Raw genomic sequence first — 26,361 nt, forward strand, 5'->3', positions numbered from 1 at the left:
CTTTCCTGTACAATGCGCGCCTCTTTAAAATAGTTGAGGCGCATTAATGTCAGAACCAGTTACGTTTGAATCTTTAGACCTTTCTCCTGCAATCTTAAAAGCAGTCGAAGAGCTGGGATATAAAACACCTTCTGAGATCCAAGCTCAATGTATACCGTTATTGCTAGAAAGAAAAGACGTACTGGGACTAGCGCAGACGGGTACAGGTAAAACGGCAGCATTTGCACTGCCATTGTTAAACCAAGTAGACGCATCCGTTAAACAACCGCAAATTCTTGTGCTTACGCCAACGCGTGAGCTAGCTATTCAAGTTGCTGAAGCATTTCAGCAATATGCTAAATATACTAAAGGCGTTGAAGTACTAGCGCTTTATGGTGGTCAAAGCTATGGCATTCAGCTAAGTGCTCTACGCCGTGGTGCCCAAATTATTGTGGCGACACCAGGTCGTTTGATTGATCACATCAACCGCAAGACGATTGACCTTTCTGGTCTAAACGCACTTGTACTTGATGAAGCTGATGAAATGCTACGCATGGGCTTTATCGATGATGTTGAAAGCATCATGGAGAAAACACCGGAAGAGAAGCAAACTTGTTTGTTCTCTGCGACTATGCCTAAGCAGATCCAATCAATCTGTAATAAATATTTAGACAATGCTGAACAAGTTAAGATCACTCCGCGTAACTCTACAGTATCTACGATCGAGCAAGTTTACTGGCGTGCAACTGCACACAAAAACAAAGCTATCGTACGTTTCTTAGAAGCGGAAGATTACGACGGTGCTATCGTGTTCGTACGTACACGTAATGACACTGTTCAGCTTGCAGAGCTACTAGAACGTGAAGGCTTCTCAGCTGCACCGCTCAACGGCGACATGAACCAACAGGCGCGTGAGCGCACAGTAGACCGTCTTAAGAACGGCTTGCTAGATATCGTTATCGCAACCGACGTTGCAGCACGTGGTCTTGACGTAGAACGTCTAAGCCTTGTTGTTAACTACGATATCCCACAAGACTGTGAAGCTTATGTTCACCGTATCGGTCGTACCGGCCGTGCTGGTCGTCAAGGTAAAGCAATCTTGTTCGTTAAGAACAACGAGCGTTATTTACTTAAGAACATCATGCGCCATACGCGCTCTGATATTGCACAGGTTGAATTACCAAGTGCGAAAGTCGTTGAAGAAAAGCGTATTGGTGCATTAGAGACTAAGATCTCTACAGCGCTTGAGCACAAAGACATTGAGTTCTTCTCAAAAGTCGCATCAGGCCTTGCACAAAAGCTAGAACTGAGCCAAGAAGACTTAGCAGCAGCGCTATTGTGTCTTGCACAGCAGCAAACGCCGCTGAAAGTTGAAGATATTCAAATTCAACAGCGTGAGCGTAGAGAACGTGACGACCGTCGTGGCGAGCGTCGCGACAGAGATGGTAGCCGTGGTGAACGTGGTGAACGCAAATCTCGTAGCCGTGACCGTGCATCAGGTCCAATGGATACTTACCGTATCGAAGTAGGTCGTGATCATGGTGTTCAGGTTAAGAACATCGTTGGTGCTATCGCAAACGAAGCAGATATCTCAAGCAAATTCATCGGTGAGATCCGTCTGTTCAATGAACACAGCACGGTTCAATTGCCGCAAAATATGCCAAGTGATGTACTTAGCCACTTCAAGAGCGTCCACATCTGTCAACGCCCTATGAACATGACTAAGAGCACTCACCCTGCCGACCAAGGTCAAGGCAGAGGCGAAGAGCAAAGAGATCGTAAGCGTAGCTTTAAAGACCCACGTAGTGGCGGTGGTGATAAACGCCGTCCTGAAGGTCAAAGAAGAGAAAAACGCGAAAGAAAAGAAATTAGCTTTTCTTAATCGAAGCTCTTAAGAAAAAGCCGCTCAACCGAGCGGTTTTTTTATTTTAGCTAGCGTCAGTTATGCTTTAATGTTGTTGCCAATCTCTTGGTTCAAACTGATAGTAGTCTTTTAACAAATTATATAGTTCTGGGTTTTCCTGTTTGAGTTCATGGGGCTTTTCAATAAAGGTTTCTGTTACCACGGCGAAAAACTCCGCTTCGTTTGTTGCGCCGTATGAATGAATAGCATGGGGCATATTGTAAGACAGCTGCATTTTTAAGTGCTGGTAAGCCTTTGATAGCACCCTCCCCCAGTCTTGGTAACTCATTCCTACAGGTAACGCAGGCGTTCCATTCGTCGCACCAGTTTGTTGGTCAAGTTGATGGGCAAACTCATGAAACACCAAGTTGTGGCCATCCTCAGGCAATCGATTTCCCTCAAGTACATCGTGCCAACTCAGCACTAAAGTACCTCCAGGCCAAGACTCTCCTTGACGAACTGTTTGGTGAAAACTAACCAAACCTGCACCATCTCTAGAGGTTTGTGGCGCGTAATAGCTACTGGGATAGAGTAATATTTCTTTGACGTTGGGATATAACGGCCAAGCTTGCTTAAGAACCAGTAAACAGGCATCTGCGGCAATAATTAAAGTCATCGGCCGTGACACCGTTAACCCATCTCTACCCAACACCCGTTTCTCGCCAAGAAACCATACAATATGTTTTTCCAGCTGTGCGCGGTCAACATCTGTCATCTTACGATAGATAGGCATGTATTTTAGCAATACTTGCTTATCTGAGGCGCTCAGCGTTTGATCTTGGTATTTACATTGCCACTGCAGTCTTTGAATTTTTTCCCAGTTCCAATACAGAGAAACAAATAGAATAAGGCCGATAATAAGCACTATTTCTATCATGGCTGTTGGCCTTTATAAAATAACCTGAACTAGGAATAATGTTAGAAGGCGTATTTTATATCAGTTCCCTAACTTCTTATTCCGAGTTCAGGTTGAATAATCCGTCAAATATTAATTGGTACTGACTCCGACTTTTTCAAGCAAACTTTGTTACTATGGCGAAAAAATGCAAATGAACTGCTATGTCTTTACCCATTGAATCTTTACAGCCTCAGTTTACTCAAACACTAAGCGAACAAAATGCGATTGTTGTATGTGCCACAACAGGTTCTGGCAAATCAACCCAACTTCCGCTCTGGGCCTCACAACATGGCAGAGTATTAGTCATTGAGCCTCGGCGTATTGCTTGTACCTCTTTAGCTGAATATCTCGCGGCTCAAAGTGGCTCACCGCTTGGCGAAAAGGTGGGCTTTGCTATTCGGTTTGAGGGGAAGTTTTCACCAGACACTCAGGTAGTTTATGCAACGCCTGGTGTGGCATTAAGGTGGTTTTTTGAGAGCAAACTTGCAGAATTCAGCGTCGTTATGTTGGATGAGTTTCATGAAAGACGCTGGGACATGGACTTATTATTAGCGCTCTTAAAACAGGCTCAATCGCACAAGCTAATTGTTACCTCGGCAACGTTAAACAGCCAAAAGTTAGCCTCTTATTTAGGCGCCCCTATCTTAGAGTCAGAAGGATTCATTTACCCCGTTGAAGAGTGTTTTCACGCGCCCGATCCAAGAACTATGCCCCAAAAAGAGCAACTCGATACTCGAGTTTTTGCAGCTTGCCAATACGCATTGGAACATTGCCAGGGCGATATTTTGGTCTTTTTACCTGGCAAGGCCGAGATCCAAGCAAGCTTAGCTAAAGTAAAAGCGCTGCCAGCGACTATCGTTGGTTTATATAGTGGCTGCAGCCCAGAAGCTCAGCGCATTGCATTAACCGCACAAAGTACACGTCGAATTATTCTCGCAACCAATGTTGCCGAAACCTCGCTCACTATTCCCAATGTCACTTGCGTAATTGACTCAGGGCTTGAGCGTCGTACTCATTTGCGCCTTGGAAAAACCGTATTAGGCTTAGATGCGATTGCAAGAGATTCGGCAAAGCAACGTCTAGGACGCGCAGGACGCACGCAACCGGGACTATGTATCCGGTTATATGGCCAATACGCGCCATTGATAGACAGCACCCCGCCTGAGATCCAAAGAGAATCATTGGCAGAGCTTGTACTTGCGGCGGGCTGCGCAACAACGGGCATTTCGTCTATTGATTTTATCGACCCACTCCCAGAAAGCTCACTAAATAAAGCTAAACAACAGCTAATTACATTAGAAGCCATTGACGAACAAAATATAGCAACTCCGCTTGGCAAGCTGCTGTACCCGCTGCCCGTCGATTTTGAGTTTGGTTATGTGATCCATAAATTGGCTTCAAACACGCTACGCCAAGCGGCTATTGACCTTATTTCGCTACTGTCTGTGCCAGCCCGAGTCTACCAGCTACCTAATGATGTAGAGCGTTTAACAAGATTAAATAGCCGATTTACTCGAGGCTCAGATATAGAAATCGCTATCGCGGTGGTGAGAGGACAAACTGAAGAATTAATTGATATTACGCCTGAGGCGCTCACAGAAGCACAGCAATTTAGCACGCAATTGCGTGAAGCATTTGCACTACCGCCTTTAGATAAGGCAGCCAGTTTTGACCATGACAAACTGGTCATTGAGTTAGCTAAGCTAATGCCACACTGGGTTTATATTAATAAGCAAAACCGTCGCAACGGCTTTAACAATGGCCTAGCTGAAGTCATGCCTTCAAACCATACTCGCGTACCGGAACAGGCAGAAGCATTACTGGTATTAGATACTTTTTCTCTCGCAGGTAAAGGTACCAAACAAGCCAAGACGCTCGCGATGTGTAATGCGCTACTAACGAAAAAGCAATTACTTGAAATGGGCCTCGGCAACCAAACATTGCGCTCTGCCCATATTGATAATGGTGAGCTTTGGGGTGAGTTTATTACACATTACAGTGACGAGGTTTTAGGCCAACAAACTAAGCGCCTTGAAAAGCCTAAGGATGTTGTTTATGCCTTAGTATTTCTTATCCATAATAATACGCTCTTTTCAGGTTTGGCCAAGCAAATAGAAGCCAGTATTGAGCAAACTGCATTGTTCTACCAATTTCATGAGCGCGATGAACTTGTGCCCACACTCAACTCCTTTTTAAGTGACAAGCTAACGGCCCTTGGTATAGAAAGCTATGACGATATAGAACTAATCAGCGAACAAGACTTGTTATTCAAAGAAATTGAAGCGTGGGAATTAACACCGTTTATTGAAAAGTTTCCGCTAACCTGGTCAATTCCAGAGCTGACTATGGCGGTAAGCTATAACTTTAAAGGAAAAAGAATCGAGCTTACTCATATCAACGGTACAAGGAAAGGCGCACCAAAGAGGTGGGAATTGCCAGCCTGGAGTGGTTTTAAAATACGCTATCGTAAAGCGAGTAGAGTAGTCGATGTGACTTAACTTAACCTGAACTCGGGATAGTAACTTGTTCTCTAGCAGCTGTTATCCCTTACTACTGCGTTAAATTTGCTTGCTATAGGCCAGCTATTGACGCACAAATTTGCCTTGTATTAAGAAATAACTTCTGGCTAGAGTGATATTACGCTTTTGACCTTAGGTATTTTAGTTTAATAACTAACTTCTTATCCCAAGTTCAGGTTAACTTATTTTTGTCCAACCTCCACAATATTATGGTTGGGATACTGAAATAAAAAAGGGCTAACCGAAGTTAGCCCTTTTTGTATGTTAATTCATTTTTAGAATCGGATATTAAGACCAACGTTTAGACGACGGCCGTAAACATCAAAGAACTCACCTTCATCATATGTTCCTGGATTTCTCGGTGGTGTAATATCAAATAGGTTAGCTACACCAGCACGGACCTCAATCATTTCATTAACTGTATAGCGAGCATTCAATGTCCACTCAGTATATGAAGGAACGTCATTGTAGTTATTGACTTCAGCAGTCCACTTTCTATCGTTTACTGTCGAATGACGATACTTACCAATTAGACCAACATACAAATCATCGTATGTGTAGCCAATCGTCAAGTTACCTTGCCAGCGAGGGTATCTAACTTCGCCAACTGTTGGGTTAAATTCATACTCTTCGTTCGCAACGTCAGTGTTAAACTCGCGGTGCTCTAAGTATGTAGCAAGTAGACGGAAATCAAATGAACCAAACTCAGTCTCATACTTATATGTTGACTCGATATCAACACCTTTAAGTGCATAAGACGCTAAGTTATATGGTGCATTACGTACAATTGAGATCTCTTTGGTCGCTGGGTCACGGTCTACTAACTCGCAAGATGTGTTATCAAGGCTCGATGCCTCGTAACAATCGTTTACCACACGCTGCGCACCTAGAGATGCAATAGCGTCTTCTACATCGAAGCTCCAGTAATCAACAATTAACGTTAAGTCTTCTGTCGGTGTATAGATAAAACCAAACAATGTATCGTCAGAAGTCTCTTCTTTTAGATTTGGATTACCAGAATTCACACTTGGAGGTGTAACACCACGCCAATCAACAGATGGTCTCCAATTTGACTCTAAAGGACCTGGGTTAGGGATACCCGCGGCTTTACAGTTTGCGATAATATTCGATTTCTTTTCAGCATCAGCGGTTGCAATTTCAACTTGGTCACATGGATCTCTATACGGAGCAAATGACTGAGTACCCGCTGCATGAATTTGTGATAATGAAGGAGCACGAACTGACTGCGATTTAGTCGCACGGAAACGTAACTGGTCATTTACCGCATAGTTGAAACCAACCTTCCAAGCAACATTATCACCAACAGACGAGTAGTCCATGTAACGAGCTGCAAGCTCTAGGCTCAACGACTCAACAAATGGCGCGTCTGCTAGTAGAGGGATTGAAGTCTCTAGACCAATCTCATCAACCGTGAAAGATCCTTCCCAGCCATATACAAAGTTACCAAATACTAGGTTATTTTGCATCGCAGCTCCTGGTTTGTTAGAACCAGTTTCTTTCCTGTGCTCTGCACTAAGTGCAAACGATACGCCACCGGCTGGCATTTCGAACGCATAGCCAGATAGTACACCACCGATAATTTGCTGTTGTTTCACTTTCGAGATTGAAGCCGATGTAGTCACATAATCCATCGCTTCTTGAGAAGCACCGTTTAAGCCAAACAGACTAAGCGGTTGACAGCCATCCAACGCACCTAAAAGTTCACCTTCTTCATTACGGTTAGCACAACGAACAACACCATCAATCAACACAGCATCGATCGCGTTATTGTAATTTTCTTCTAGGAATTCACCATTCCAAACTGTGTCGTTTTTATTACGACCATAGCTGAAATAGACTTCATAATCATAGTCATCTAGCAAAACACCTTGGAAAGAAAGCGTCGTGTTTAATGAAGTACGATCATCTTCATAAGTACGGTTACCAAAGCCCTGAGCTAGTTTATATACTCCGATTGTGTCGTCATCTTCGTAGCCTGCCTCTGCAAACTGTGCTTTTGCATCTGGGTGCCAAAATGCGTTATCCGCACGTAGGGTACTATATAAGAAAATTGGACTACTTTCAGAATACGCACTCGCCTTAGAGAATGAGATCTCGAAGTTCATTGAGTGGTCTTCATGGTAGTTATTTACAACATTTGAAAATACGTTGAAACGTCTAAGTGGCGTTGCCAAATATTGGTGTTCAATAAATTTATAACCATTAGCAAATTCATCACCGAAATAACGGTGTTGATCGTTAGGAGCTGGCTGTGGACCTCCACCTGTCGCAAATGGAGTTAGCTCCCCGTTGTCACCAAATACAAAGTGACCATCAGGTAGAAAAGCATCACCAGCACGGTCATAAATACCTAAAGTTTGAAGTCCACCGTATTGCGCCCATTTACCATCGGCAAGTACACGCTCTGGCAAGCCATCTTTGTCACTTGTGTTGTCTGGGTTACGTAAAGTCGTTACTGGGTTACGTAAAAAGTCACGCTGTTCTGCTGACAATTGCTCTGTTTCTGAGTATGACAAACTTGTAATAAAGCTTGTTTTCTCACCCTCATCACCAAAAGTGAATGAGAAGAATTCTGAACCACCGCCACTTTGTTCTGGAGTAGATTTTTTATAGTTAAAATCGATTGTATCTTGAGACTTCTTCAAAATGATGTTTACAACACCTGCAACCGCATCAGAACCGTATACTGCTGATGCACCGCCGTGTACAACATCCATACGTTCGATCATTTCTGTTGGGATACCATTTAAGTCTACAGCAGGGTTATCTACAGAAGCACCAACATAACGACGACCATTTACAAGTACAAGTGTGCGACCCTCGCCCAATTGGCGTAAGTCAGTGGTATTAATACCCGCACCGAAGATAGAGTTTGTAGTAGTTGTTGGAGATGAACCAACACCTGAAGCTGGAAGTTTTTGAAGAAGGTCTGCAACGTTAGTAATACCTGCGTTTACTAACTCAACACCTGTAATAGAAGTAACTGGAGTAGGTGCAACTTCTGAAAAACGCTTGATACGCGAACCAGTTACTTGGATGCGCTCAACGCTCTCGCCTTCTTCGGCTTGCTGTTCTTCAGCTGAAACAGCTGTACTGGCGAATGCTGCTGTTGATGCAGCTCCGAAAGCTAATGCTAAGCGAACAGCTTTGCTTACTTTATTATTAAACATGATTGATCCCTGATTTTATTTTTATATATACAAAAACCATATGAAAACAATAATTTAATATTAATCAAATCCTGTTTCCAAAGTTGGTCGATTTATCGTATCGAAGGTTATACTACTTTTAGTACCAACATAGGGTCAACAATCATTTCATAAAATAAACGTAAAACACCACTACTTTAACATAAAATATCAAATTTCTCTTTATAACTCATGAAGTTATAAAATTAAAAATAAGTTCACTTTTTTTTACCCATTTTGTTATTCATCGCAAACTTTCCTTCTTTGCGCAACAATATGGGGACAAAAATCGCACTAGACCATCAAGTGTTGCTATGTATCAGTTGTTCATTGTAAGCATCACTGTGTAAAAGCAATCAATACGCTGTTGGAGTTGTTAAGGAAAAGTGTTTAGTGAGATCGGACTCGGACTTATTTTTGAGACAAAAAATCGACCTCAACAGAGGCCGATTTGGGTCAAAATTGCTAAATTTCGGTTAGAACTTCTGAGTTACACCTAAGAAGAACTGACGTCCGAATAGCTTGAAGTTACTTTCATCAGTGTTCGCATTGAACGCTGTTTCAATATAAGGAGGTAGCTCGTCCGTTAGGTTACGAATACCGGCTTGCACCGTTGTGTTCGTGTCAAATGAGTATTGTGCTGTTAAATCGTGATACACATATGAATCAACTTTAGCAACTAAACCTGCTAGTGAATCGTAATTATCACGCTTAATGTAAGTTAGATCACCGTACTCAAGACCAGACTGATAGTTTGCAGCCCACACAACACGTAGGTTGTCTAGGTCATAACGTAGATTGAATAAGATTTTGTCTTCAAAGTAAGACGTGTCATCTTCAAATCTGCCAACGAGATCTTCAACGATAAATGTACCTGTTTCACCATCAAAGTTTTCTTCTCCACGCTCTAAGAAGTGAGTCCATGATACGCTAGCAACAAATGCACCGAAGTCTGTGTCAAATGAATAATTCACATCAAGGTCGATACCGCGAGCAGTCATACTTTGTAAGTTTGTAGTGCGGCTGTCTACACGGTCAACTGAACCATCAAAGCCACGTGAGATTTTTGCACACATATCTTCGATAAGACCAGCATAACAACCCTGCAGAATATCATCAGTTGCTAGAGAACCAATTTTACCCTCAATGTTGATATCCCAGTAATCAATAGTGACACCTAAGTTTTCAACAAAATCAGGAGCCCACACAAAACCAATAGTGAATGTTTCGCCTTCTTCAGATTGAACACCTGTGTTGCCACCTAAACGTGTACGAACTTGCGCGTCAGCACTGTTGTGACCGCCTGCTGGAGCCCCCATTTCAAGACATTTAGCCTGACCGGCTGCAGATAAACCACCAATGTTTGCCGCAGAACACGGATCTGAAGCGCTTTCAAATGAATCAAGCTCTGGCGAATACAAATCGCTTAGCGTTGGTTCACGGTATACTTCGGAATAGTTTGCACGGAACTTTAAGCCATCAAAAATGTTTGACTCAATTTTAGCCATCCAAGAGAAGTTTGAACCAGTTGTGCTAAAGTCGTCATAACGTGCACCTAGCGTTAAATCTGCAGATTCAACACCTAAATCACGAACTAGTGGGATCAAGAACTCTGCCGATGCAGCTGTGTAGTTCTTAGATAGACCTGTTAGTGGCTTACTGGTGTTACCAGTCACTGAATCAAAGAACTTACCAGAATCATTTACTTGTTCAAACTCAGTGGTGTAATACTCAAGGCCAAATGCACTTGAAACATAACCTGCTGGGACTTCAAATAGCTCACCAAACACGTCAACACGAACTTGGTGGAATGAATCATTATAGTGATCGCCTAGTGGAGCAGTAATGTAGTCAAGCATCTCTTGCGTCACAGTTCCTGGGCCACCAAATACATTTAACGATACACAATCAGAAATAGGTGCGTCAGGCGTACCACATACCACATTGCCAGCGTCATCTTTGAATGATGGGCCTAAAGCTTTTGCTAGGTGTGGACCGTATAGCTGACCAAAGTCAGTATCTTGAAGGCTATTTGCACCATAGTTGTAGTAAGCATCGAACTGCCAGTTATCGTTAATTGCGCCCTTTAGACCTGCAACTTGTTGGAAACGAACATAATCTTGTTCAAAGTAACGACCACCCTCTAGCATACGACGACGAGAGCGATAAACATCTTCACCGAATGGGTTATAGTAGTTATCAGCTGACACACCGTTAGCCGTCGAACCATTTGACAGTGTAACTACATAGCCTGGGTCATAGGCTGTGTCGAAAGGTACAGCCGCAAGTTCCTGTTTTGAGGTACGCTTATTGATGCGTGTTTCTGTATATACAACAAGGTCATCGTTTAACTCAAATGAAGTATCAACAAAGAAGTTAACGACTTCAAAAGGTGTTTGCATTAAGTTTACTGGGTTGTAGTTGTAAGTATCGTTTACTTCACCACCGCCAACAAATGGACGCATGTCGCTTAGAGAAGGCTTACCGTCACCACCACTTGGGCATTTGTCGTTGGTAAAGTTACCTTTACCTTCAACGTAGAAATTACCACAAGGAGTAGAACCAGACCCTAAAATGAATACGTTCGCATTGTCACCATCTGGAATTAAACCGTTCTCGTAAAAGCTCTTAGCACCTTCTTCTGAGAGCACCTGCCAAGGGTATTGGAAGAAGTTAACATCTTTCACGTCACCCTGATAGATTGGATCCTGCTTGGTATAATCGAAACCTACTGTGATATGACCTGCATCGAACTCTTTACCACCAACTAGTTGGAAGCTTTGCTCTTTACCACCACTAAACATGTCATACCAAGACGTTGTTGCTTTAACTTCAACACCAGTAAGTTCTTTTTTGGTGATGATGTTTACAACACCAGCCATTGCTGACGAGCCATACGCAACCGAAGCACCATCTTTTAGAATTTCGATACGGTCGATCATCGCAGCAGGAATATTCTGGAAGTCTGCACTTACAGGCTTGCGACCATTGATAAGTACTAGCGTACGCTCTGAACCTAAACCACGTAGTTCTACAAATACACCACCACTACCGCCGTTGTTACGCGTTGTTGTTGCTGGTGATCCAGACATAACTGGGTTTGATTGAACAAATTCACCAACGTTACTGATACCCATATCGCCAAGCGCTTCGCCGCCGATAACAGTAATTGGGGCAGTAGATTCAAGGTCGGTGCGCTTTAAGCGAGAACCTGTAACTTCAATACGCTCAACGCTTTTCGCGCCTTCTTCTTCTGCAACTACATTGGTTGCAAACACGGCAGCGCTAGCGCCACCAAACGCGATCGCTAAGCGAATCGCCTTAGTTAACTTATTGTTTAGCATGTGAATCACCCTGGATTGTTTTATTGTAAACAGCTTGTATTAATTATTATTTTGTCGCCTTGTTAATTTCTAAATTGGCAACATTAGGGGCAAGATATTAAACAAACACCCGAGTAATGATCAAGGTTAATTATACCATTTTTTGCAATTACAAATTGCAGGCACAAATAAATATCAACATAAAATACTGAATTAAAACAACAAAACCACATAACCGTGAGCTTGATAAAAATAAAAATCCACAAAAACGGGACTAAATATGAAAATAAGGTGAAACACACCATTTTAGTTAACAAAAAAGGAACTTCATTTTAGTGTGTTTTTGCTGATCAATTAATTTTGAGACTTGAAGGTGGCTGCAATTTGAAAGCACGATCCCTATTAAATCAAATCGAAACTTTGTTGCCCATCTGAACGAATTGATAGCTTAGATGCATTTGGAAGCATCTGATATATAGGAAGAATTTGTTTTTCAATGTATTGATAATAATCAATATCTACAAGCTTGCCTTGCTGCGCGAACTTGGGTCCATCGGTACTTAAATAATACGGTATTTGCGCCCCCTTTTTAGCAGTTTGCAACAATCCATCTTCGATAGCTTGTTTCGCAGCTTTTACCTGAGGAGGGATATTTTTTGTATATAACTCAACAGACTTACCAAGCTTCTTTTTATAAATAAGTTTTTCGTCTACTTTTCCAGCGAAAATCTCATTTATGTATTGATGAGTGATCTCAACGGTGTCGAGCCCGTCAAACAGCGCGCGAATAATTGCTTGTTGATATTCCTTTGCAATTTCCGTCCAATCACTACGCACGGTCTCCATTCCTTTAAAAACCAGCTTTTGCTCGCCAAGATCTGTGATCTGCCCAACATATCGCTTTTTAGAGCCGACTTCTTGACCACGAATGGTGGGCATAAAGAATGGGCTATAATGTGTTTCAAACTCTATTTCTAAATAACTGTGAAGACCAAAGCTTTCCGTAAGTAAAGCGCGCCAGCGCTCATTAATTTCTACCATCAGCTGCTTGCCTATTGCTTGGCACGCTTCGCTACGCAAAGACTCGGGTAAACAGACGAAAGTTGAGTCGGTATCGCCGTAGATCACCTCATATCCAAGCTGTTCAATCCAGGTTCGCGTTTGTTGCATTATTTGATGACCGCGCATCGTTATTGAACTCGCAAGACGGGGATCGTAAAAGCGACAGCCTTTTGAACCAAGTACGCCATACAAGCTATTCATGATGATTTTAATCGCCTGTGAGAGCATCATGTCTTTGTCTAATTTAGCTTGTTCACGTGCGCTGGAGAGCGCGGCGACTAAACCCGGTAAATGATGTTCTGTGCGGCTAAATTTACCTTCATTAAAGCCCTCTATGGCACGTTCAGGATGCTGTAATCCTTCTATTAACCCCATAGGGTCAATGCAAAAAGTGCGGATAATTGAGGGGTAAAGGCTTTTGAAATCGAGTACCAAAATATTTTGGTAGAGGCCTGGCTTTGAGTCCATGACATAACCGCCGGGACTGTCAAAGTTAATACCATGCTCAGATAAATTTGGTGCAATGTAACCGCTACGGTGCAGTAACGGTAAATACAAGTTGGTAAACGCAGCGACTGAGCCGCCCATTTTCTCGAGTTCCAAACCCGTCAACTGAGTTCGAGCGAGGGCAAATTCAAGTAAGTTTAGTTTACTAAAAATGTCGAGCACCAACTGACAATCTTGTAAGTTATACGCTGCGAGCGCCGGTTTATCATGATGAAACTGCCTGATGATTTCCTCAAGCCTGTCGTCCTGTGCGATAAGCTTGGTAGCACCCAAAATCTTCTCAGCCACAAAGCTCAGTTTAAATGTTTCAAAGTGATAGGTCGCATTTTTCATCATATCGATGCCATCTAGCATCACTCTCCCCGGAATAAACACCCGGGTATAGTTACCTTTGAAGGTTGACATCGCTCCGCCATCTCGCCCTATCGCAAGTGCGACGCCGTTAGCCTGCGCGCGCTCCACAAGTATTGCGGCATCGAACTCAATCACGTTCCACCCGATTAACACATCTGGGTCTAAACGATTCACTTGCTTGACCAGCTCTTCTAGTAACGCAATTTCATCTTCAACCCAAACGACATTGACGGCAGCATGTTGCGCCTCACCTATCATGATCACCAGCTTTTTGGTATCGGTCACTAAACCCACCGAAAATAAGACCCCCTCGCCGTTACATTCTATATCGATAGAAAGCATTTCAAGGTGTGGCCTATAATCATCGCAAGCCTTAAATTGCGCCTGAGTAATTTCGATATAGCCCGGTTTTTGCGTGGCTTTACCTTTGACCCAAGCAGCTCCGCGAATAAAGCGCTCCATTAAATAGCGGTCGGAATGGCGAATATCCTCTTCATATAACGCGATTTTATTTTCAAGTAGCTGTTTTGCCTCATAGAAGTGATTCAAGGTGCGAAATTTCACAACACAAACAGGAGCTTGATCGAAGTGCTTTAGTTGACTTGGCGAGATGCTAAACTGCAACTGAGCGCGACTTAGCAGCAGCTCTACTTCCGTTTTTTTATCTTGTTTAATGAAAAAGAGTGGCTGCTCATCCTCTACCCACACCTTGAGTAACTGATGTTGCGATTTGAGCCAATAACACAAGCGCAGTTGGCCATTTACCTGCATCTGCTGTCTCGATAAAATAAAGCCCTGATATATCGCTTGTGCCAACTCCAATACCACCCTAAAATAGACGAATCACTGTAATTATATCCACCTGTTTATTGAACATAAAGTCACAAACAGAATAAAACCTATCCATTAACGCAGTGATTAACTAAAAATCGAGACTCAAGTGGTAGGCTTGCTTCATATCAGAACTCTAGGCTAAATAGATTATGCTCTCAGACAAACTAAAAAAAACCATCCGCCAAGCACATCAAAATGTCGCCTCCGCTTTAGATGGCTTTCGTCCTCGTCCGAGTCAAAATTATCTGGTCGCCGAAATCGCAAAAACACTCTCTGGTGATTATCACCGCACTCAACGTATTTGCGTGATTGAAGCAGGAACAGGTACTGGAAAATCTTTAGCCTATCTACTCGGCGCGCTTCCTGTTGCACTCTCAAGTAAAAAGAAACTCGTCATCTCGACTGCAACCGTCGCTTTACAAGAACAGCTGATCAACAAAGAGTTGCCATTTTTAAAAGAACATTCAGGCATAGACTTTAAATTTGACCTTGTAAAAGGCCGTCAACGCTACATCTGTGTACAAAAACTGATGGCTGCCGTCAGCGATGATGAGATGCAAATGTCGATGATGCCGACAACCAGCAGTCCGCTTTCTCAAATGGAGCAAAGGTGTTTAAGAGAGTTAGCACTTGCTTACCAAGAAAAGCGCTGGCAAGGTGATAGAGATAGCTGGGAAGACACAATTCCAGATAAAGTTTGGAATGTTATCGCTTGTGATAAACACGCCTGCCAACGGCAACTAAAATCTCATCACTTATGCCCTTTTCATTTAGCTCGACAAAAGATTGCACAAATGGATGTGTTGGTGATTAATCACGCTTTGTTACTGGCCGACTTAGAACTAGGTGGCGGAACGATATTACCGGAACCAGAAGAAACATTTTACGTAATTGATGAGGCGCACCACCTGCCTCATATTACCAGAGATTTTTCTTCTGCAGCGGCAACGATTAAAGGCACTATCGAGTGGCTTGAAAAGCTACTTAAGTTTAGCGGAAAGATGGCAAACACCGTGGTTTCGCAAAAAGCCATTGGGCAGAATTTCAAACTGAATGATGCAGCCAATGACGCTGCGAAGTACCTTAGAGCGGTAAGGGATATACTCGATCAGAGCGACTTTACTTATAACGATGACGATACCTACCGCTTTAGTCATGGCGAAGTACCTGAAGCGCTCACCGTAAAAGCAAAAGATATTGCGGATGCCACGCAAGATGCACTGCGTTGCCTTACCAAGATGCATGATGCTCTATCGGGCGATGTTTCAGACGGCGATGTACAAGCTTTTTTAGCCGACCCGTTATTGGTTGAAAGCGGTCAATATATCAACCGACTTGAGCAACTCAACAAACTCTGGTTTAGCTATGCTCGAAAAGGCGACAGCGTGCCACATGCAAGGTGGATAAAACGCTTAGAATACAAACACCATCACGACCATTTACTTTGCGATTGTCCGATTGAAGTCGGCTATTATTTGAAGGATCACCTCTGGCGAGAGTGTGCAGGCGCGGTGCTCTGCTCCGCAACCCTCAGTGCTTTGGGCACATTCGATCATTTCGCCCACGAAAGTGGGTTGGCAAAAGAGCCTGGTGTTAAATATATCAAGGCTGATTCTCCGTTTGATTATCCCAATCAAGCGACATTGCATTTGCCAAAAACCCAAACAGATCCAACGGATAAAGCCTTTAGCGATTATTTAGCGGATGCCCTGCCAACCTATTTAGACACCAGTAAGGCTAACCTTGTACTGTTTGCTTCTTATTGGCAAATGAATCATGTGGTAGAAAAATTAAGAGGTAAAAATCTCAATATTTTGGTACAGGGTGAGCTTTCCCGTGACGCCCTACTCACTCGTCATAAAGCAAATATCGACTTAGGTCGTGGCAGTATCTTATTTGGTACACAAAGCTTATCCGAGGGACTAGATTTACCCGGAAAATACTTAGAGAACCTCGTGGTGACTAAGATCCCTTTTGCCGTGCCAACATCCCCTATTGAGGAAGCCCAGGCGGAATTCGTACAAAGTAAAGGTGGGAATCCATTTTTATCTATCACGGTACCCGATGCTGCAAAGAAATTAGTACAAAGCTGTGGTAGACTGCTGCGTAAGGAATCAGACTCCGGCCGTATCACCATCTTAGATAGACGTTTAGTTACAAAACGTTATGGCAAAGCCATGCTTGATACTCTGCCACCATACAAAAGGCAAATTGATTAATAATGTTTGAACTCGCTTTAGATCCCACAACTTGGGGGTTACTTTGCTTAGTCGCACTGGCTGCTGGATTTATTGATGCAATTGCAGGTGGTGGTGGGCTGCTAACCGTACCAGCTTTGCTTACTGCTGGCCTTCCTCCGCATTTAACCTTAGGTACCAACAAGCTTGCCGCGAGTTTTGGCTCCTTAACTGCGAGCTTTACCTACTACAAAAAGCAGTTATTCAAACCTAGCTTTTGGATTGGCTCTATTATTGCCACGGCGATAGGTGCCGTATTGGGCACATTACTTGTCGACTTTTTAAGTATCGAGTTTTTAAATAAACTTATCCCCGTTATTATCATCGCTGTCGCAATTTATAGCTTAGTCGGTAGGCTAAGCCCAACAGATTCCCATACTTTGCCAGAAGCGAATCGAACACTCAAAATCAAGCAGTGGGCGCAAGGTTTATCGTTGGGATTTTTTGATGGTATGGCAGGACCTGGTACTGGCACGTTTTGGACTGCGTCTAACAGTATGCTCTATAAAATGAGTTTACTTTTAAACTGTGGTCTTGCTCGTTCAATGAACTTTGTTTCCAACTTTATTTCGCTTATCACCTTTGTAGCCTTGGGTCATGTTAACTTTATGCTGGGTATCACCATGGGCGCCTTTTTAATGTTTGGAGCTTGGCTTGGTGCGCATTCTGCGATTAAGTTTGGCAACAAACTAATCAAACCACTCTTTAACACTGTGGTTATTGTACTTGCTGGCAAGCTCATTTTTGAGGCTTATTTCTCGTGAGCACAGGGCTTATCAAGCTTGAGCAACAAGTCAGCCGCTTAAAGCAACAAGCAGCGCAATTTGACTCCGCGAAATGGTTTGATAAGAATCGTTATATGCAGGCACAGCCCAGCTTATTTGATGCCCGTGTATTTCGAACTAAAAGCTTAAAGCTCAGCGACTATGTTGAAGAAATAGCAGAAGCAATGTCCCACCTGCCGCCAAGTGAACAGCGCCACGCCTTTACATTTGCCATCGAACGGATAGGTTCACAAATGGAAGCCGTGTTGAAGGTGTTAAAATCAACCCCGGTCTGGGCGAAAGAAAACAAACTGAATACACCAAAAAAAACCAAAGTGTATAAGAAGGCAGTGCAGAAGATTATGCAGTCGTCCCATGAGTTATATCAGGAGCTGTCACAAAATCATGAATTTGAGCGTCGACTGCAAGAAATGATTGATCTCAGAAGACTACAGATGGACAAAGCAGAGCCCACTCAAGCTGCCAAACTCAATGCCGAAATATTAGCCCTTCATGCCCGCCTTGGCCGCTGTAGAAAAGCCATTTCCGCCACCGAGCAAAAAATTCAAGAAGTTGAGAAAAGTCAGAGCCGTTAATGCTGTACTACCACCCTATTTATAGCGAGTTGAGCCTGCCTGAAAAGCATCGCTTCCCTATCAGCAAGTATAAAAAATTATACCAACGAATAAACGCCAGTAGATTTGCTAAATTTATCAAAGAACCCGAGCAAAAAATCACAGCTGATGCACTGCAACTTTGCCACGACAGTAATTACGTTGATGGCTTTCTAAACGGCACGTTGAGCGAAAAAGCAATTAAGAAAATGGGCTTTCCTTGGAGTGAGCAACTAGTTGAACGCACTTTGATTTCTCTAGGTGGCGGTTTAGCGGCAGCAAAGTATGCGCTCGAATATGGATTTGGAGCAAACTTAAGCGGCGGCTATCATCACGCACATCGCGATTTTGGCAGCGGCTTTTGCATATTTAATGATTGGGCGGTGGTCGCGGCAACGCTCATTGCCCATCAACGGGTTGAGCGAGTGCTGATCTTTGACTGTGACGTACATCAAGGCGATGGCACAGCAACGATCGTTGCAGATAGAGACGATATCATTACCTGCTCCATCCACTGTGAAAGTAACTTTCCTCGCATTAAACCGCAATCCGATTTGGACTTTGCCTTACCTGTGAATACACAGGATGCGCAATATGTGGCAACCGTCCGCGAAGCCTTACAACTGGCGGTTCGATTATACCAGCCAGACATCATCCTCTATAACGCTGGTGCAGACGTCTATCAAGGCGATGAACTAGGACACTTTAGTGTTTCAAAGCAAGGTGTTAGAGCTCGAGATTCGATTGTTTTTGAGTATGCTCATCACCTCAATATCCCATTAGCTTTTGCTCTGGGTGGGGGCTACCAGCGCGACGTTGATCATCTTGTAGATATACATCAACAAACCTTTTTGGCTTTGTTCGATAACCCCGCTATTATGATATAAACTTAAAAGGAGTGTGCAGGAGGCTGTATGAAGTTACATGATGATATTCATAATTATTATGAGAAGCTGGTCGTCGAACATATCGTCCGTCGTAAGTTAGATAAAATTTATGATGAAGACGTAATGGCTGACTTTTGTTGTACTGTATTGAACCAACTACCATCGCGTTATATTCGCTACGATGTCGACATGGAGTTTTACCTGCCTCAGCCCGAGCGTGTAAAAATGGAACAGGCGGTAGAGCGTGCGATTGATTTTGCCATTTCACAAATCGCTAAAAAGGAACAATTTCAAGTATGAGTACCCCTTTAGAACAAGCGCCAACTCATGTAAAGCTTGCCGTCGACCTCATTATGTTGTTAGAGGAGCATGATCTTCCTGCGGAGGAAGTCATGGCTGCACTTGAAATTGTCAGATCTGACTTTCAAAACAAGCTGAATAACCAACAAAAAACTTAACATTAAATATACATTTAAGTCATACTTATTTTTTAACCTTAGATTCTAATCAATAGCGGTTGTGCAAAACGGCACAACCGCGTTTATTAAGGAAAGCTGTATGACAACAACACAACTCCCTTTATTGTCCCTCGCGATTATTGCTGCGTCTGCACAATATGCTTACGCCAATGACTTTGCTGCATTAGACGAAGCCCTCCCAGCACCCTACATTATCAACGGTACTGAACCTGTGTTTGATTTTGATGGTGATGGTTGCCTGCCGAGTGCTGGGATCAGTAGAACTGGCGCGCAAAATTCAGGGCTAAAAACATCGGGCCGCATCACAGGAGATTGCAGAGATAATCAATTTTTAAATACCTCTAATACTGTGCACCGCTACGCCTGTAAAACAACAACTAACGGCGAGTATTGTGGACACTTCTATGCACTTTACTTCAAAAAAGACCAAGTGTTCGACTACTTTGGTGGTGGTCACCGCCATGACTGGGAATATGCAGCGGTATGGACTCGAGATGGGATAGTTACACATGGTAGCTATAGCGCACATGGCGACTTATTCACTAAACCTGCTAATGAGCTACCATTCGAAAATGGCCACTTAAAAATTGTCTATCATAAAGACGGCATTTTGACCCATGCACTGCGCTTTGCCAAATCAAACGAAATCGCTGAAAACAACTATCACCGCTTTGTCACACCCGCTATCATCAGTTGGTACAAAATGGCTGGAGATGGAATTTCGAACACAGCATTACGAGAAAAGCTCAATCAATATGATTATGGCTCCGCCACCTTGCCCGTTAAAGACAGTCGTTTCCTCAATAACCTCAATCGCTTTAAACCAAGTGACTACCCAACTTACGCGCAAAGTGATATAGACAACGCTCAGTAATTGCTTAGACAAACTCACCTCATCAATCGATGAGGTGAGTCGATATGCTATACCAATTGGTATTAGCCTGCGTCTTGCTTCTGCCTAAGCAACCTTGCTCGCTCTAGTTTATATTGTGCAAAGAAAATACTATCCATTTCACTTGTTTGCGGATCGATAAAATAAGCAATATCGCTTCGATATGGCTCAGGTGAGAAGTGTTTGCCATCTTCCCAATAGAGCACAGCGTGCTTTACTAATTCACCGAGATAGGTGTGATCCCACGCATAGTGACAAAAGCCATGGTGCTCCCCCAAATTAGGTGAGTATTTTTTTTCAATATCCGCCATTTGCCCGGTATTTTTGTAATCCGCAAATTGTTTAGCATCTTGCTCCGCCGATTGAGGATCAGTGAAATAGGCAATATCACGCCTAGGTGGTAAGGCTTGAGGTAATCCAAATTTATCCGATATACCATTGCACTTTACGACAATCCACTGCACAAAATGTGCCCCGATAATATGGTCCCATTTCAACGCAACGTACATATAACCTCCTTTTGAACATCATTTATCAATTATTGCAAAGAACTGATCATGCCCAGCTAAGTTTAGCCACTTCTATTGATCTTACTAGTGCAAGTTCAATTGCCTTTAATTCAGATCAAAAAGTTTTTCAAACTATAAAAAAGCGTTACAAGGTATTACAGAACCGCACTTTATCGCTTATTTTTGCCAATTTAGCGCTAGCTTTAGCAAACGTAAATTTCACCTTACTGGCACTTTTTTTACATCACACTACAATGCAGAAAAAGCAAGATTGGAAACGTACCGATGAATGTGACACGCAGTTCGCTAAAAAACCCAGCGAGTGTAATTGTCATCTTGGTGTTGATTATTTTATTTGGGCTGTTAAGTATATTTAAACTGCCCATTCAGTTGACGCCAGATATTGAGCAACCACAGATCACGATTTTCTCGGGATGGCGCCAAGCCGCCCCAGAAGAAATAGAATCAGTGATCATCGAACCGCTAGAAAATGCGGTAAAAAACACACCTGGCGCACTTGAGGTTAATACCAACATCAATCGTGGTAATGGCTCTATTACGCTAACATTTGCGGTGGGTGCAAATATGCAACAAGCGATGCTAGATGTGCTAACAAGCTTAAATCAAGCCCCACCGTTGCCACTTGATGCGCTAGACCCAGTCGTATTCGCCGGCGGTAATAACGGTGAAGCAGCAGCCACTTTGTTGGTCACGCCCAAAGACTATCAGGCAAATAGTCTCGATTTTGATATGGCGCAGTTTCAAAAGCAAATCGACGAGTTTATTGAACCAAGACTTGCACGAATTCCCGGCGTGGCACGTGTCGATCTAGCGAGTGAGCGGCCAAAAGAGCTGCGTGTTACTTTTGATCCGCACAAAGCCGCCGCGCTTGGTATTAGTTTAGATCAAATCAGTAATGTACTTGCAAGCTCTCGCGATACCTCTGGAGGTCTTGCCAACGTTGGGCGTCGTCAATATACCGTGCGATTCACTGGCCAATATGACCTTTCCAGTATGGCTCAAATGCGTGTCGGCTACTCTGGGGACAGGCCAATCTACTTAGGTGATATTGCAAGTGTTGAGCGCACCTTTTCAGACCGTTTGGGCATGAGTGGCCGCAATGGTAAACCGGCCTATTATATTCGGCTCTCTCGGGCCAACGAAGCAAATACCGTTGCCTTGCTTGATGAAATCAACCTTGCAATTGATGAATTAAACCAAGGGCCGCTGGCTGAAAATGGCTTATCGATTGAGCTCAGCTTTGATGCCTCCGTCCACATTCGAAATGCACTTTCTTTAGTAAAAAGTAACTTAGGCCTTGGGGTACTCTTATCTTGTTTAATTCTGTGGCTATTTTTTAGAGGCTTAAAAGCAACCTTGGTGATTGCAGCTACAATCCCCATTTCATTGATGGTCGCCTTTCTCGCACTTAATATCTTTGACCGTAGTCTAAATGTGATCTCGTTGGCGGGATTGGCATTTGCAGTGGGCCTTGTACTAGACGCCGCTATCATAGTCCAAGAGAATATCTCACGCTTAAGAGCTGAAGGATTCGATAACAAAAAAGCCGCCTTAAAAGGAGCTGCCCAAGTGACAGGAGCATTATTTGCTTCGACAACCACCAGCGTCGCCATCTTTTTACCTATTCTCTTTATGGCGGGTATTGAGGGACAGCTATTCTCTGATTTAGCTCTGACACTCTCGATTGCCGTTATTGCGTCAATGTTGTGTGCGATTACCCTTATTCCACTGGCAAACCATTTGTGGCCAGACTCTGAACTAAAACCAGATCCTTATCATCAATACTGGCAAAAGCTCACCAACTTCATCATGAAGTTGACCAATAACAGAGTAAAGCAACTTACTTGGATTGGCGTATTACTGGGTGGCTCGGTGGTTGCAACCATGACCATGCTGCCAAAAACTGACTTTATGCCAAGAGCCCCCACCGATGGCTTTTTCTTTAACCTAGTGACACCACCTGGTGGCAACGTACAGTTTATGGAAGAAGAATTGCTGCTGCGCGTGAAAAAACGCTTAATGCCCTATTACCAAGGCGAAAAAGAACCTGGTATTAAAGACTTTAATTTCTATGCGTTTGGCTCTAATGCTGGCGGTTTTATCTATTCAGCCGACCCTCAACGTGTTGAAGAACTGATGAAAGTGGCCAGAGAAGAAATCTTCGTTGACCTTCCCGATACTCAAGTATTTTTCTTTCGCGGCTCCATGATCCAAGTCGCCAATGGCGGCGATGGTCGCGATATCAATATTGACCTTACAGGTCCCAATATGGACGACTTAATCTCAGCTGCTCAAGTGGCTCTACAAGCTGTGCAAACCGCACTCCCTGAGGCAACGGCCAGACCTCAGCCGCGATTGGATATGGCAGAGCCAGAGCTTAGATTAACGCCTAACGATCGCAGGATCACCCAAGCGGGATTAACGCGTCGAGATGTATCTCAAGCGGTACAAGCTTATACCGGTGGATTATTCGTCAATGAGTATTTTGATGGTAACGAGCGTATGAACGTTATTCTTCGTGGTATCCCTTGGCAAAGCCCTGAGGAACTAAAAGCCTTGCCTATCGTAACCCCTCAGTCAGGAATTCAAACTCTCGGCGAGTTGGCAAATATAGAACGTACAGTTGGCCCGACGCAACTGCGGCGTGTTAATGGTCGTCGCACGGTCAGCATTGTTGTCACGCCTCCGGCTGATATGAGCCTGCAGCAAGTGCAAACCATCTTGAGTGAACAGGTGATGCCAAAAGTGCGCGCAAGCCTACCGGCCAGTGCGGGTGCTATTTTGGCGGGAAATGCACAAAAGATGAATTCCGCAATGGAAGAAATGGCGTTGAATTTTGTCCTCGCGTTGTTCATTTTGTTCTTGTTAATGACCGCGCTGTTCAAGTCCGCCAAAGACAGCGCCTTGGTATTGTTAGTGATGCCACTGGCTATCGCAGGTGGCGTGCTGGCTCTGTATATCTTAAACCTCTTTACCTTCCAGTCCTTGGATTTACTGACCATGATAGGCTTTATCATCTTGCTTGGGCTGGTCGTTAATAATGCCATTTTGCTGGTGGATCAGACTCGCGTTGCGATGGTATCAGGTATGAGCCGTGAAGCATCGGTCAGACAAGCGGTGTTACTAAGAGCAAGGCCAGTTTACTTGAGCACCTTAACCAGTCTGTTTGGCATGCTGCCACTAATGCTCATGCCAGGCGTAGGCTCAGAAATCTACCGCGGCCTTGCGACCGTCATCGTCGGTGGTATGGCTATCAGTGCTTTATTTACCTTAGTGTTGATGCCGAGTTTATTGCAACTTGGGCGGCAAACTCCGCCATCCGAAACAAACAAATCAACGGCCAAAGCCCCGCTCAGCCTAGTTGCCAATCAGTAAGTAGTGAGAACAGAATGAAAAACCCGATAAAACAGACACTTCAGGCCCTAGCACTATGTGCTGGGATCGTTGCGCCACAAGCCATCGCCGTGGTGCCAGTCACCGTCGCAGAAGTGACAAAAGCCCCTCTCACGAGCGAAATTGAAGTTAGTGGCACACTGTATGGGAAAGACGACGTGACGCTGACCGCCGGAGTTAGTGGCCGTTTGTTGTACGTAGCAGAACCCGGTACCAGTGTCGCAAAAGACGAAATCTTAGTACGTATGGATACACTTCCGCTGGAACTCGATAAGGCCCGCCAAGCCGAATTATTAAATCGAGCCAAGATCAATTTACGCTTATATCAACAAGAATTGACTCGATTAAAGAAGCTCGCAAAAGCCAGCAGTGCGGCAGAGAGTCAAGTCGATGAAATGCAAAATAAACATGACCTAGCGCTGTCGGATATCGCCTTAGCAGAAGTCGAACTTAAGGTTATTGACGATAAGTTGACTCGCGCAACGGTCCGTGCACCATTTGATGGCGTTATCAGTGAACGTTTTAAGCGCGCGGGTCGAGAAATAAACCGCGCCGACGAACTGCTCACCATATTAGATATCCATCATCTAGAAGTTCGCCTATATGTGCCCGTTAAATACTTAAAGTTTTTGCAAAAAGGCATAGCGCTGCCAATCCGTTCTGGTGATTTATCGCAGCCAGATAACACGTCAGCAAAAGTCACAGCGGTGATCCCCTCAACCGATCCGCGCTCACAAACCGTTGAAGTGCGTGCAGCACTGGCAGCAGATCAGACCCATAGGTGGGCAATTGGTCAATTAGTTGATGTAGCGGTGCCGCTCACCAGCAAACAAGCCGTATTGCTGGTTGACCGGGACGCCTTAATATTACGTAAACAAGGCACCCATATCGTCAAAATAGATGAGCAAAATAAAGCCGAACAAATTCCTGTCACCGTCGGCAATGGCAAAGGCCAATGGGTGGAAATTACTCCCCGCACCAGCGATATCTTACATGCCGGTGATAGAGTCGCCGTTCGCGGTGCTGAGCGCCTGCAAACAGGACAAGACGTCGAGGTGACAAACCCTTAATAACAAACCAGTTACTAGCCCAATGAGCTCACTCATGGACGAGCGGCTCATTTTTCTTTTCCACCCCCACGATATTCTCCCTTTTTGATCTATCGTAAAACCAGTTAAACTAGCGCTATCTGAGAGTTAGGGGGTGTTATGAAACGAACCAAATTAGTGAATCAATTAACGGAATTACTGAAGCCATTTCAAATTAACGATTACTGTCCAAATGGTCTGCAAGTAGAAGGGACAGACGAAATCCAAAAAATCGTCACAGGTGTTACCGCCAGCCAAGCTTTAATTGATGCCGCTATTGAACGAGGTGCAGATGCCATTTTGGTTCACCACGGCTATTTTTGGAAAGGGGAAGATCAATGTGTCACGGGCATGAAAAAGCGCCGCCTACAAGCCCTGCTTGCCAATGACATCAACTTAATCGCTTACCACCTTCCACTGGATGTTCATCCTGAACTCGGGAATAACGCCCAGCTCGGTAAGTTACTTGGGCTTGAATATGAAAGACCGCTTGAACCTTGGAATAAAAATAGCGTAGCGGTAAAAGGTAAATTAACGACGCCAATGACTGCTGTTGATTTTGCCGCTTTAGTTGAAGAAAAACTCGGTAGAAAACCGCTCTTAAATGTTGCAGGCGATCACCCGATCAGCACCATCGCTTGGTGTACAGGTGGTGGGCAAAGCTTTATCGATCTCGCGGCAAGCCAAGGCATTGATGCCTACTTAACGGGTGAAGCATCAGAGCAAACCATTCATTCATCAAACGAACAGCAGATCCACTTTATCGCGGCTGGACATCATGCCACAGAGCGTTACGGCGCGAAGGCTCTTGGTGAATATTTGGCTTCGCAATATGGTTTGGATGTTGAATTTATTGATATCGACAACCCGGTTTAATAGCACTTTGCTT

The 26,361-nt window shown here is 43.8% G+C and carries 17 protein-coding genes; 12 read left to right on the forward strand and 5 right to left on the reverse strand.

All coding sequences use genetic code 11. The annotated features are described in order from the left end of the window. Positions 1-46: 46 nt before the first annotated feature. Positions 47-1,861, forward strand: a complete 1,815-nt coding sequence (locus tag QSH61_RS13195; protein WP_206473350.1) for a DEAD/DEAH box helicase — start codon at positions 47-49, stop codon at positions 1,859-1,861. Positions 1,862-1,928: 67 nt separating this feature from the next. Here QSH61_RS13195 and QSH61_RS13200 read toward each other — a convergent pair whose 3' ends face one another. Further along, on the reverse strand, positions 1,929-2,759 hold the full coding sequence (locus QSH61_RS13200) for a M90 family metallopeptidase (protein ID WP_206473348.1): 831 nt from the start codon (positions 2,757-2,759) through the stop codon (positions 1,929-1,931). A 182-nt stretch (positions 2,760-2,941) separates the two neighbouring features. Here QSH61_RS13200 and QSH61_RS13205 point away from each other — a divergent pair, with 182 nt between their 5' ends. Next, positions 2,942-5,278 (forward strand): helicase-related protein, encoded by a 2,337-nt coding sequence (locus QSH61_RS13205; RefSeq protein ID WP_206473346.1) that lies wholly within the window; start codon positions 2,942-2,944, stop codon positions 5,276-5,278. A 296-nt stretch (positions 5,279-5,574) separates the two neighbouring features. Here QSH61_RS13205 and QSH61_RS13210 read toward each other — a convergent pair whose 3' ends face one another. The 3 genes from QSH61_RS13210 to QSH61_RS13220 form a co-directional block, all read right to left on the reverse strand. After that, the gene (locus QSH61_RS13210) at positions 5,575-8,490 is read right to left on the reverse strand and encodes a TonB-dependent receptor plug domain-containing protein (protein ID WP_174169953.1); all 2,916 of its coding nucleotides are present in this window, start codon (positions 8,488-8,490) and stop codon (positions 5,575-5,577) included. A gap of 494 nt (positions 8,491-8,984) precedes the next feature. Next, positions 8,985-11,852 carry a TonB-dependent receptor domain-containing protein gene (locus QSH61_RS13215; protein WP_010606579.1) on the reverse strand — a complete coding sequence of 956 codons (2,868 nt, stop codon included), beginning with the start codon at positions 11,850-11,852 and terminating at the stop codon, positions 8,985-8,987. Positions 11,853-12,233: 381 nt separating this feature from the next. Further along, positions 12,234-14,570 carry a DNA polymerase II gene (locus tag QSH61_RS13220; protein ID WP_206473343.1) on the reverse strand — a complete coding sequence of 779 codons (2,337 nt, stop codon included), beginning with the start codon at positions 14,568-14,570 and terminating at the stop codon, positions 12,234-12,236. A gap of 167 nt (positions 14,571-14,737) precedes the next feature. Here QSH61_RS13220 and dinG point away from each other — a divergent pair, with 167 nt between their 5' ends. The 7 genes from dinG to QSH61_RS13255 all read left to right on the forward strand — a co-directional run bounded on the left by dinG (position 14,738) and on the right by QSH61_RS13255 (position 20,443). Further along, entirely contained in the window at positions 14,738-16,807 is a 2,070-nt protein-coding gene (gene dinG / locus QSH61_RS13225; RefSeq protein ID WP_102057249.1) for an ATP-dependent DNA helicase DinG, read from the forward strand. Positions 16,808-16,809: 2 nt separating this feature from the next. Continuing rightward, positions 16,810-17,589 carry a TSUP family transporter gene (locus QSH61_RS13230; protein ID WP_206473341.1) on the forward strand — a complete coding sequence of 260 codons (780 nt, stop codon included), beginning with the start codon at positions 16,810-16,812 and terminating at the stop codon, positions 17,587-17,589. Then, positions 17,586-18,185: a primosomal replication protein gene (locus QSH61_RS13235; protein ID WP_206473339.1), complete on the forward strand. Its 600-nt coding sequence runs from the start codon at positions 17,586-17,588 to the stop codon at positions 18,183-18,185. The genes QSH61_RS13230 and QSH61_RS13235 overlap by 4 nt, the downstream gene beginning before the upstream one ends. Beyond that, the gene (locus tag QSH61_RS13240) at positions 18,185-19,090 is read left to right on the forward strand and encodes a histone deacetylase family protein (RefSeq protein WP_206473337.1); all 906 of its coding nucleotides are present in this window, start codon (positions 18,185-18,187) and stop codon (positions 19,088-19,090) included. Before QSH61_RS13235 ends, QSH61_RS13240 begins: the two co-directional genes overlap by 1 nt. 27 nt (positions 19,091-19,117) lie before the next feature. Further along, positions 19,118-19,390, forward strand: a complete 273-nt coding sequence (locus tag QSH61_RS13245) for a late competence development ComFB family protein (protein WP_010606573.1) — start codon at positions 19,118-19,120, stop codon at positions 19,388-19,390. Continuing rightward, complete coding sequence (locus tag QSH61_RS13250; RefSeq protein ID WP_010606572.1) at positions 19,387-19,548, forward strand: DUF2496 domain-containing protein; 162 nt, start codon at positions 19,387-19,389, stop codon at positions 19,546-19,548. The genes QSH61_RS13245 and QSH61_RS13250 overlap by 4 nt, the downstream gene beginning before the upstream one ends. A 100-nt stretch (positions 19,549-19,648) precedes the next feature. Then, the gene (locus QSH61_RS13255) at positions 19,649-20,443 is read left to right on the forward strand and encodes an NPP1 family protein (RefSeq protein ID WP_010606571.1); all 795 of its coding nucleotides are present in this window, start codon (positions 19,649-19,651) and stop codon (positions 20,441-20,443) included. A gap of 62 nt (positions 20,444-20,505) precedes the next feature. Here the strand turns inward: QSH61_RS13255 and QSH61_RS13260 are convergent, their stop codons facing one another. Continuing rightward, on the reverse strand, positions 20,506-20,970 hold the full coding sequence (locus QSH61_RS13260; RefSeq protein WP_102057251.1) for a hypothetical protein: 465 nt from the start codon (positions 20,968-20,970) through the stop codon (positions 20,506-20,508). 285 nt (positions 20,971-21,255) lie between these two features. Here QSH61_RS13260 and QSH61_RS13265 point away from each other — a divergent pair, with 285 nt between their 5' ends. From QSH61_RS13265 to QSH61_RS13275, 3 genes are all read left to right on the forward strand, one after another. Continuing rightward, entirely contained in the window at positions 21,256-24,366 is a 3,111-nt protein-coding gene (locus QSH61_RS13265; RefSeq protein ID WP_206473335.1) for an efflux RND transporter permease subunit, read from the forward strand. Between the two features lie 14 nt (positions 24,367-24,380). Beyond that, a complete protein-coding gene (locus QSH61_RS13270; protein WP_206473333.1) occupies positions 24,381-25,454 on the forward strand; it encodes an efflux RND transporter periplasmic adaptor subunit in 1,074 nt (357 codons plus the stop codon). Positions 25,455-25,592: 138 nt separating this feature from the next. Continuing rightward, positions 25,593-26,348 carry a Nif3-like dinuclear metal center hexameric protein gene (locus tag QSH61_RS13275; protein WP_206473331.1) on the forward strand — a complete coding sequence of 252 codons (756 nt, stop codon included), beginning with the start codon at positions 25,593-25,595 and terminating at the stop codon, positions 26,346-26,348. The last annotated feature ends 13 nt before the right edge of the window (positions 26,349-26,361 follow it).

Source organism: Pseudoalteromonas sp. JC3, assembly GCF_030291895.1.
Lineage (GTDB): Bacteria > Pseudomonadota > Gammaproteobacteria > Enterobacterales > Alteromonadaceae > Pseudoalteromonas.

What these genes read in the sequence shown, in the direction of transcription:
- QSH61_RS13195 (WP_206473350.1), top strand. Translation starts at nt 47, where the DNA reads ATGTCAGAACCAGTTACGTTTGAATCTTTAGACCTTTCTCCTGCAATC.
- QSH61_RS13200 (WP_206473348.1), bottom strand. Translation starts at nt 2,759, where the DNA reads ATGATAGAAATAGTGCTTATTATCGGCCTTATTCTATTTGTTTCTCTG.
- QSH61_RS13205 (WP_206473346.1), top strand. Translation starts at nt 2,942, where the DNA reads ATGTCTTTACCCATTGAATCTTTACAGCCTCAGTTTACTCAAACACTA.
- QSH61_RS13210 (WP_174169953.1), bottom strand. Translation starts at nt 8,490, where the DNA reads ATGTTTAATAATAAAGTAAGCAAAGCTGTTCGCTTAGCATTAGCTTTC.
- QSH61_RS13215 (WP_010606579.1), bottom strand. Translation starts at nt 11,852, where the DNA reads ATGCTAAACAATAAGTTAACTAAGGCGATTCGCTTAGCGATCGCGTTT.
- dinG (WP_102057249.1), top strand. Translation starts at nt 14,738, where the DNA reads ATGCTCTCAGACAAACTAAAAAAAACCATCCGCCAAGCACATCAAAAT.
- QSH61_RS13230 (WP_206473341.1), top strand. Translation starts at nt 16,810, where the DNA reads ATGTTTGAACTCGCTTTAGATCCCACAACTTGGGGGTTACTTTGCTTA.
- QSH61_RS13240 (WP_206473337.1), top strand. Translation starts at nt 18,185, where the DNA reads ATGCTGTACTACCACCCTATTTATAGCGAGTTGAGCCTGCCTGAAAAG.
- QSH61_RS13245 (WP_010606573.1), top strand. Translation starts at nt 19,118, where the DNA reads ATGAAGTTACATGATGATATTCATAATTATTATGAGAAGCTGGTCGTC.
- QSH61_RS13250 (WP_010606572.1), top strand. Translation starts at nt 19,387, where the DNA reads ATGAGTACCCCTTTAGAACAAGCGCCAACTCATGTAAAGCTTGCCGTC.
- QSH61_RS13255 (WP_010606571.1), top strand. Translation starts at nt 19,649, where the DNA reads ATGACAACAACACAACTCCCTTTATTGTCCCTCGCGATTATTGCTGCG.
- QSH61_RS13260 (WP_102057251.1), bottom strand. Translation starts at nt 20,970, where the DNA reads ATGTACGTTGCGTTGAAATGGGACCATATTATCGGGGCACATTTTGTG.
- QSH61_RS13265 (WP_206473335.1), top strand. Translation starts at nt 21,256, where the DNA reads ATGAATGTGACACGCAGTTCGCTAAAAAACCCAGCGAGTGTAATTGTC.
- QSH61_RS13270 (WP_206473333.1), top strand. Translation starts at nt 24,381, where the DNA reads ATGAAAAACCCGATAAAACAGACACTTCAGGCCCTAGCACTATGTGCT.
- QSH61_RS13275 (WP_206473331.1), top strand. Translation starts at nt 25,593, where the DNA reads ATGAAACGAACCAAATTAGTGAATCAATTAACGGAATTACTGAAGCCA.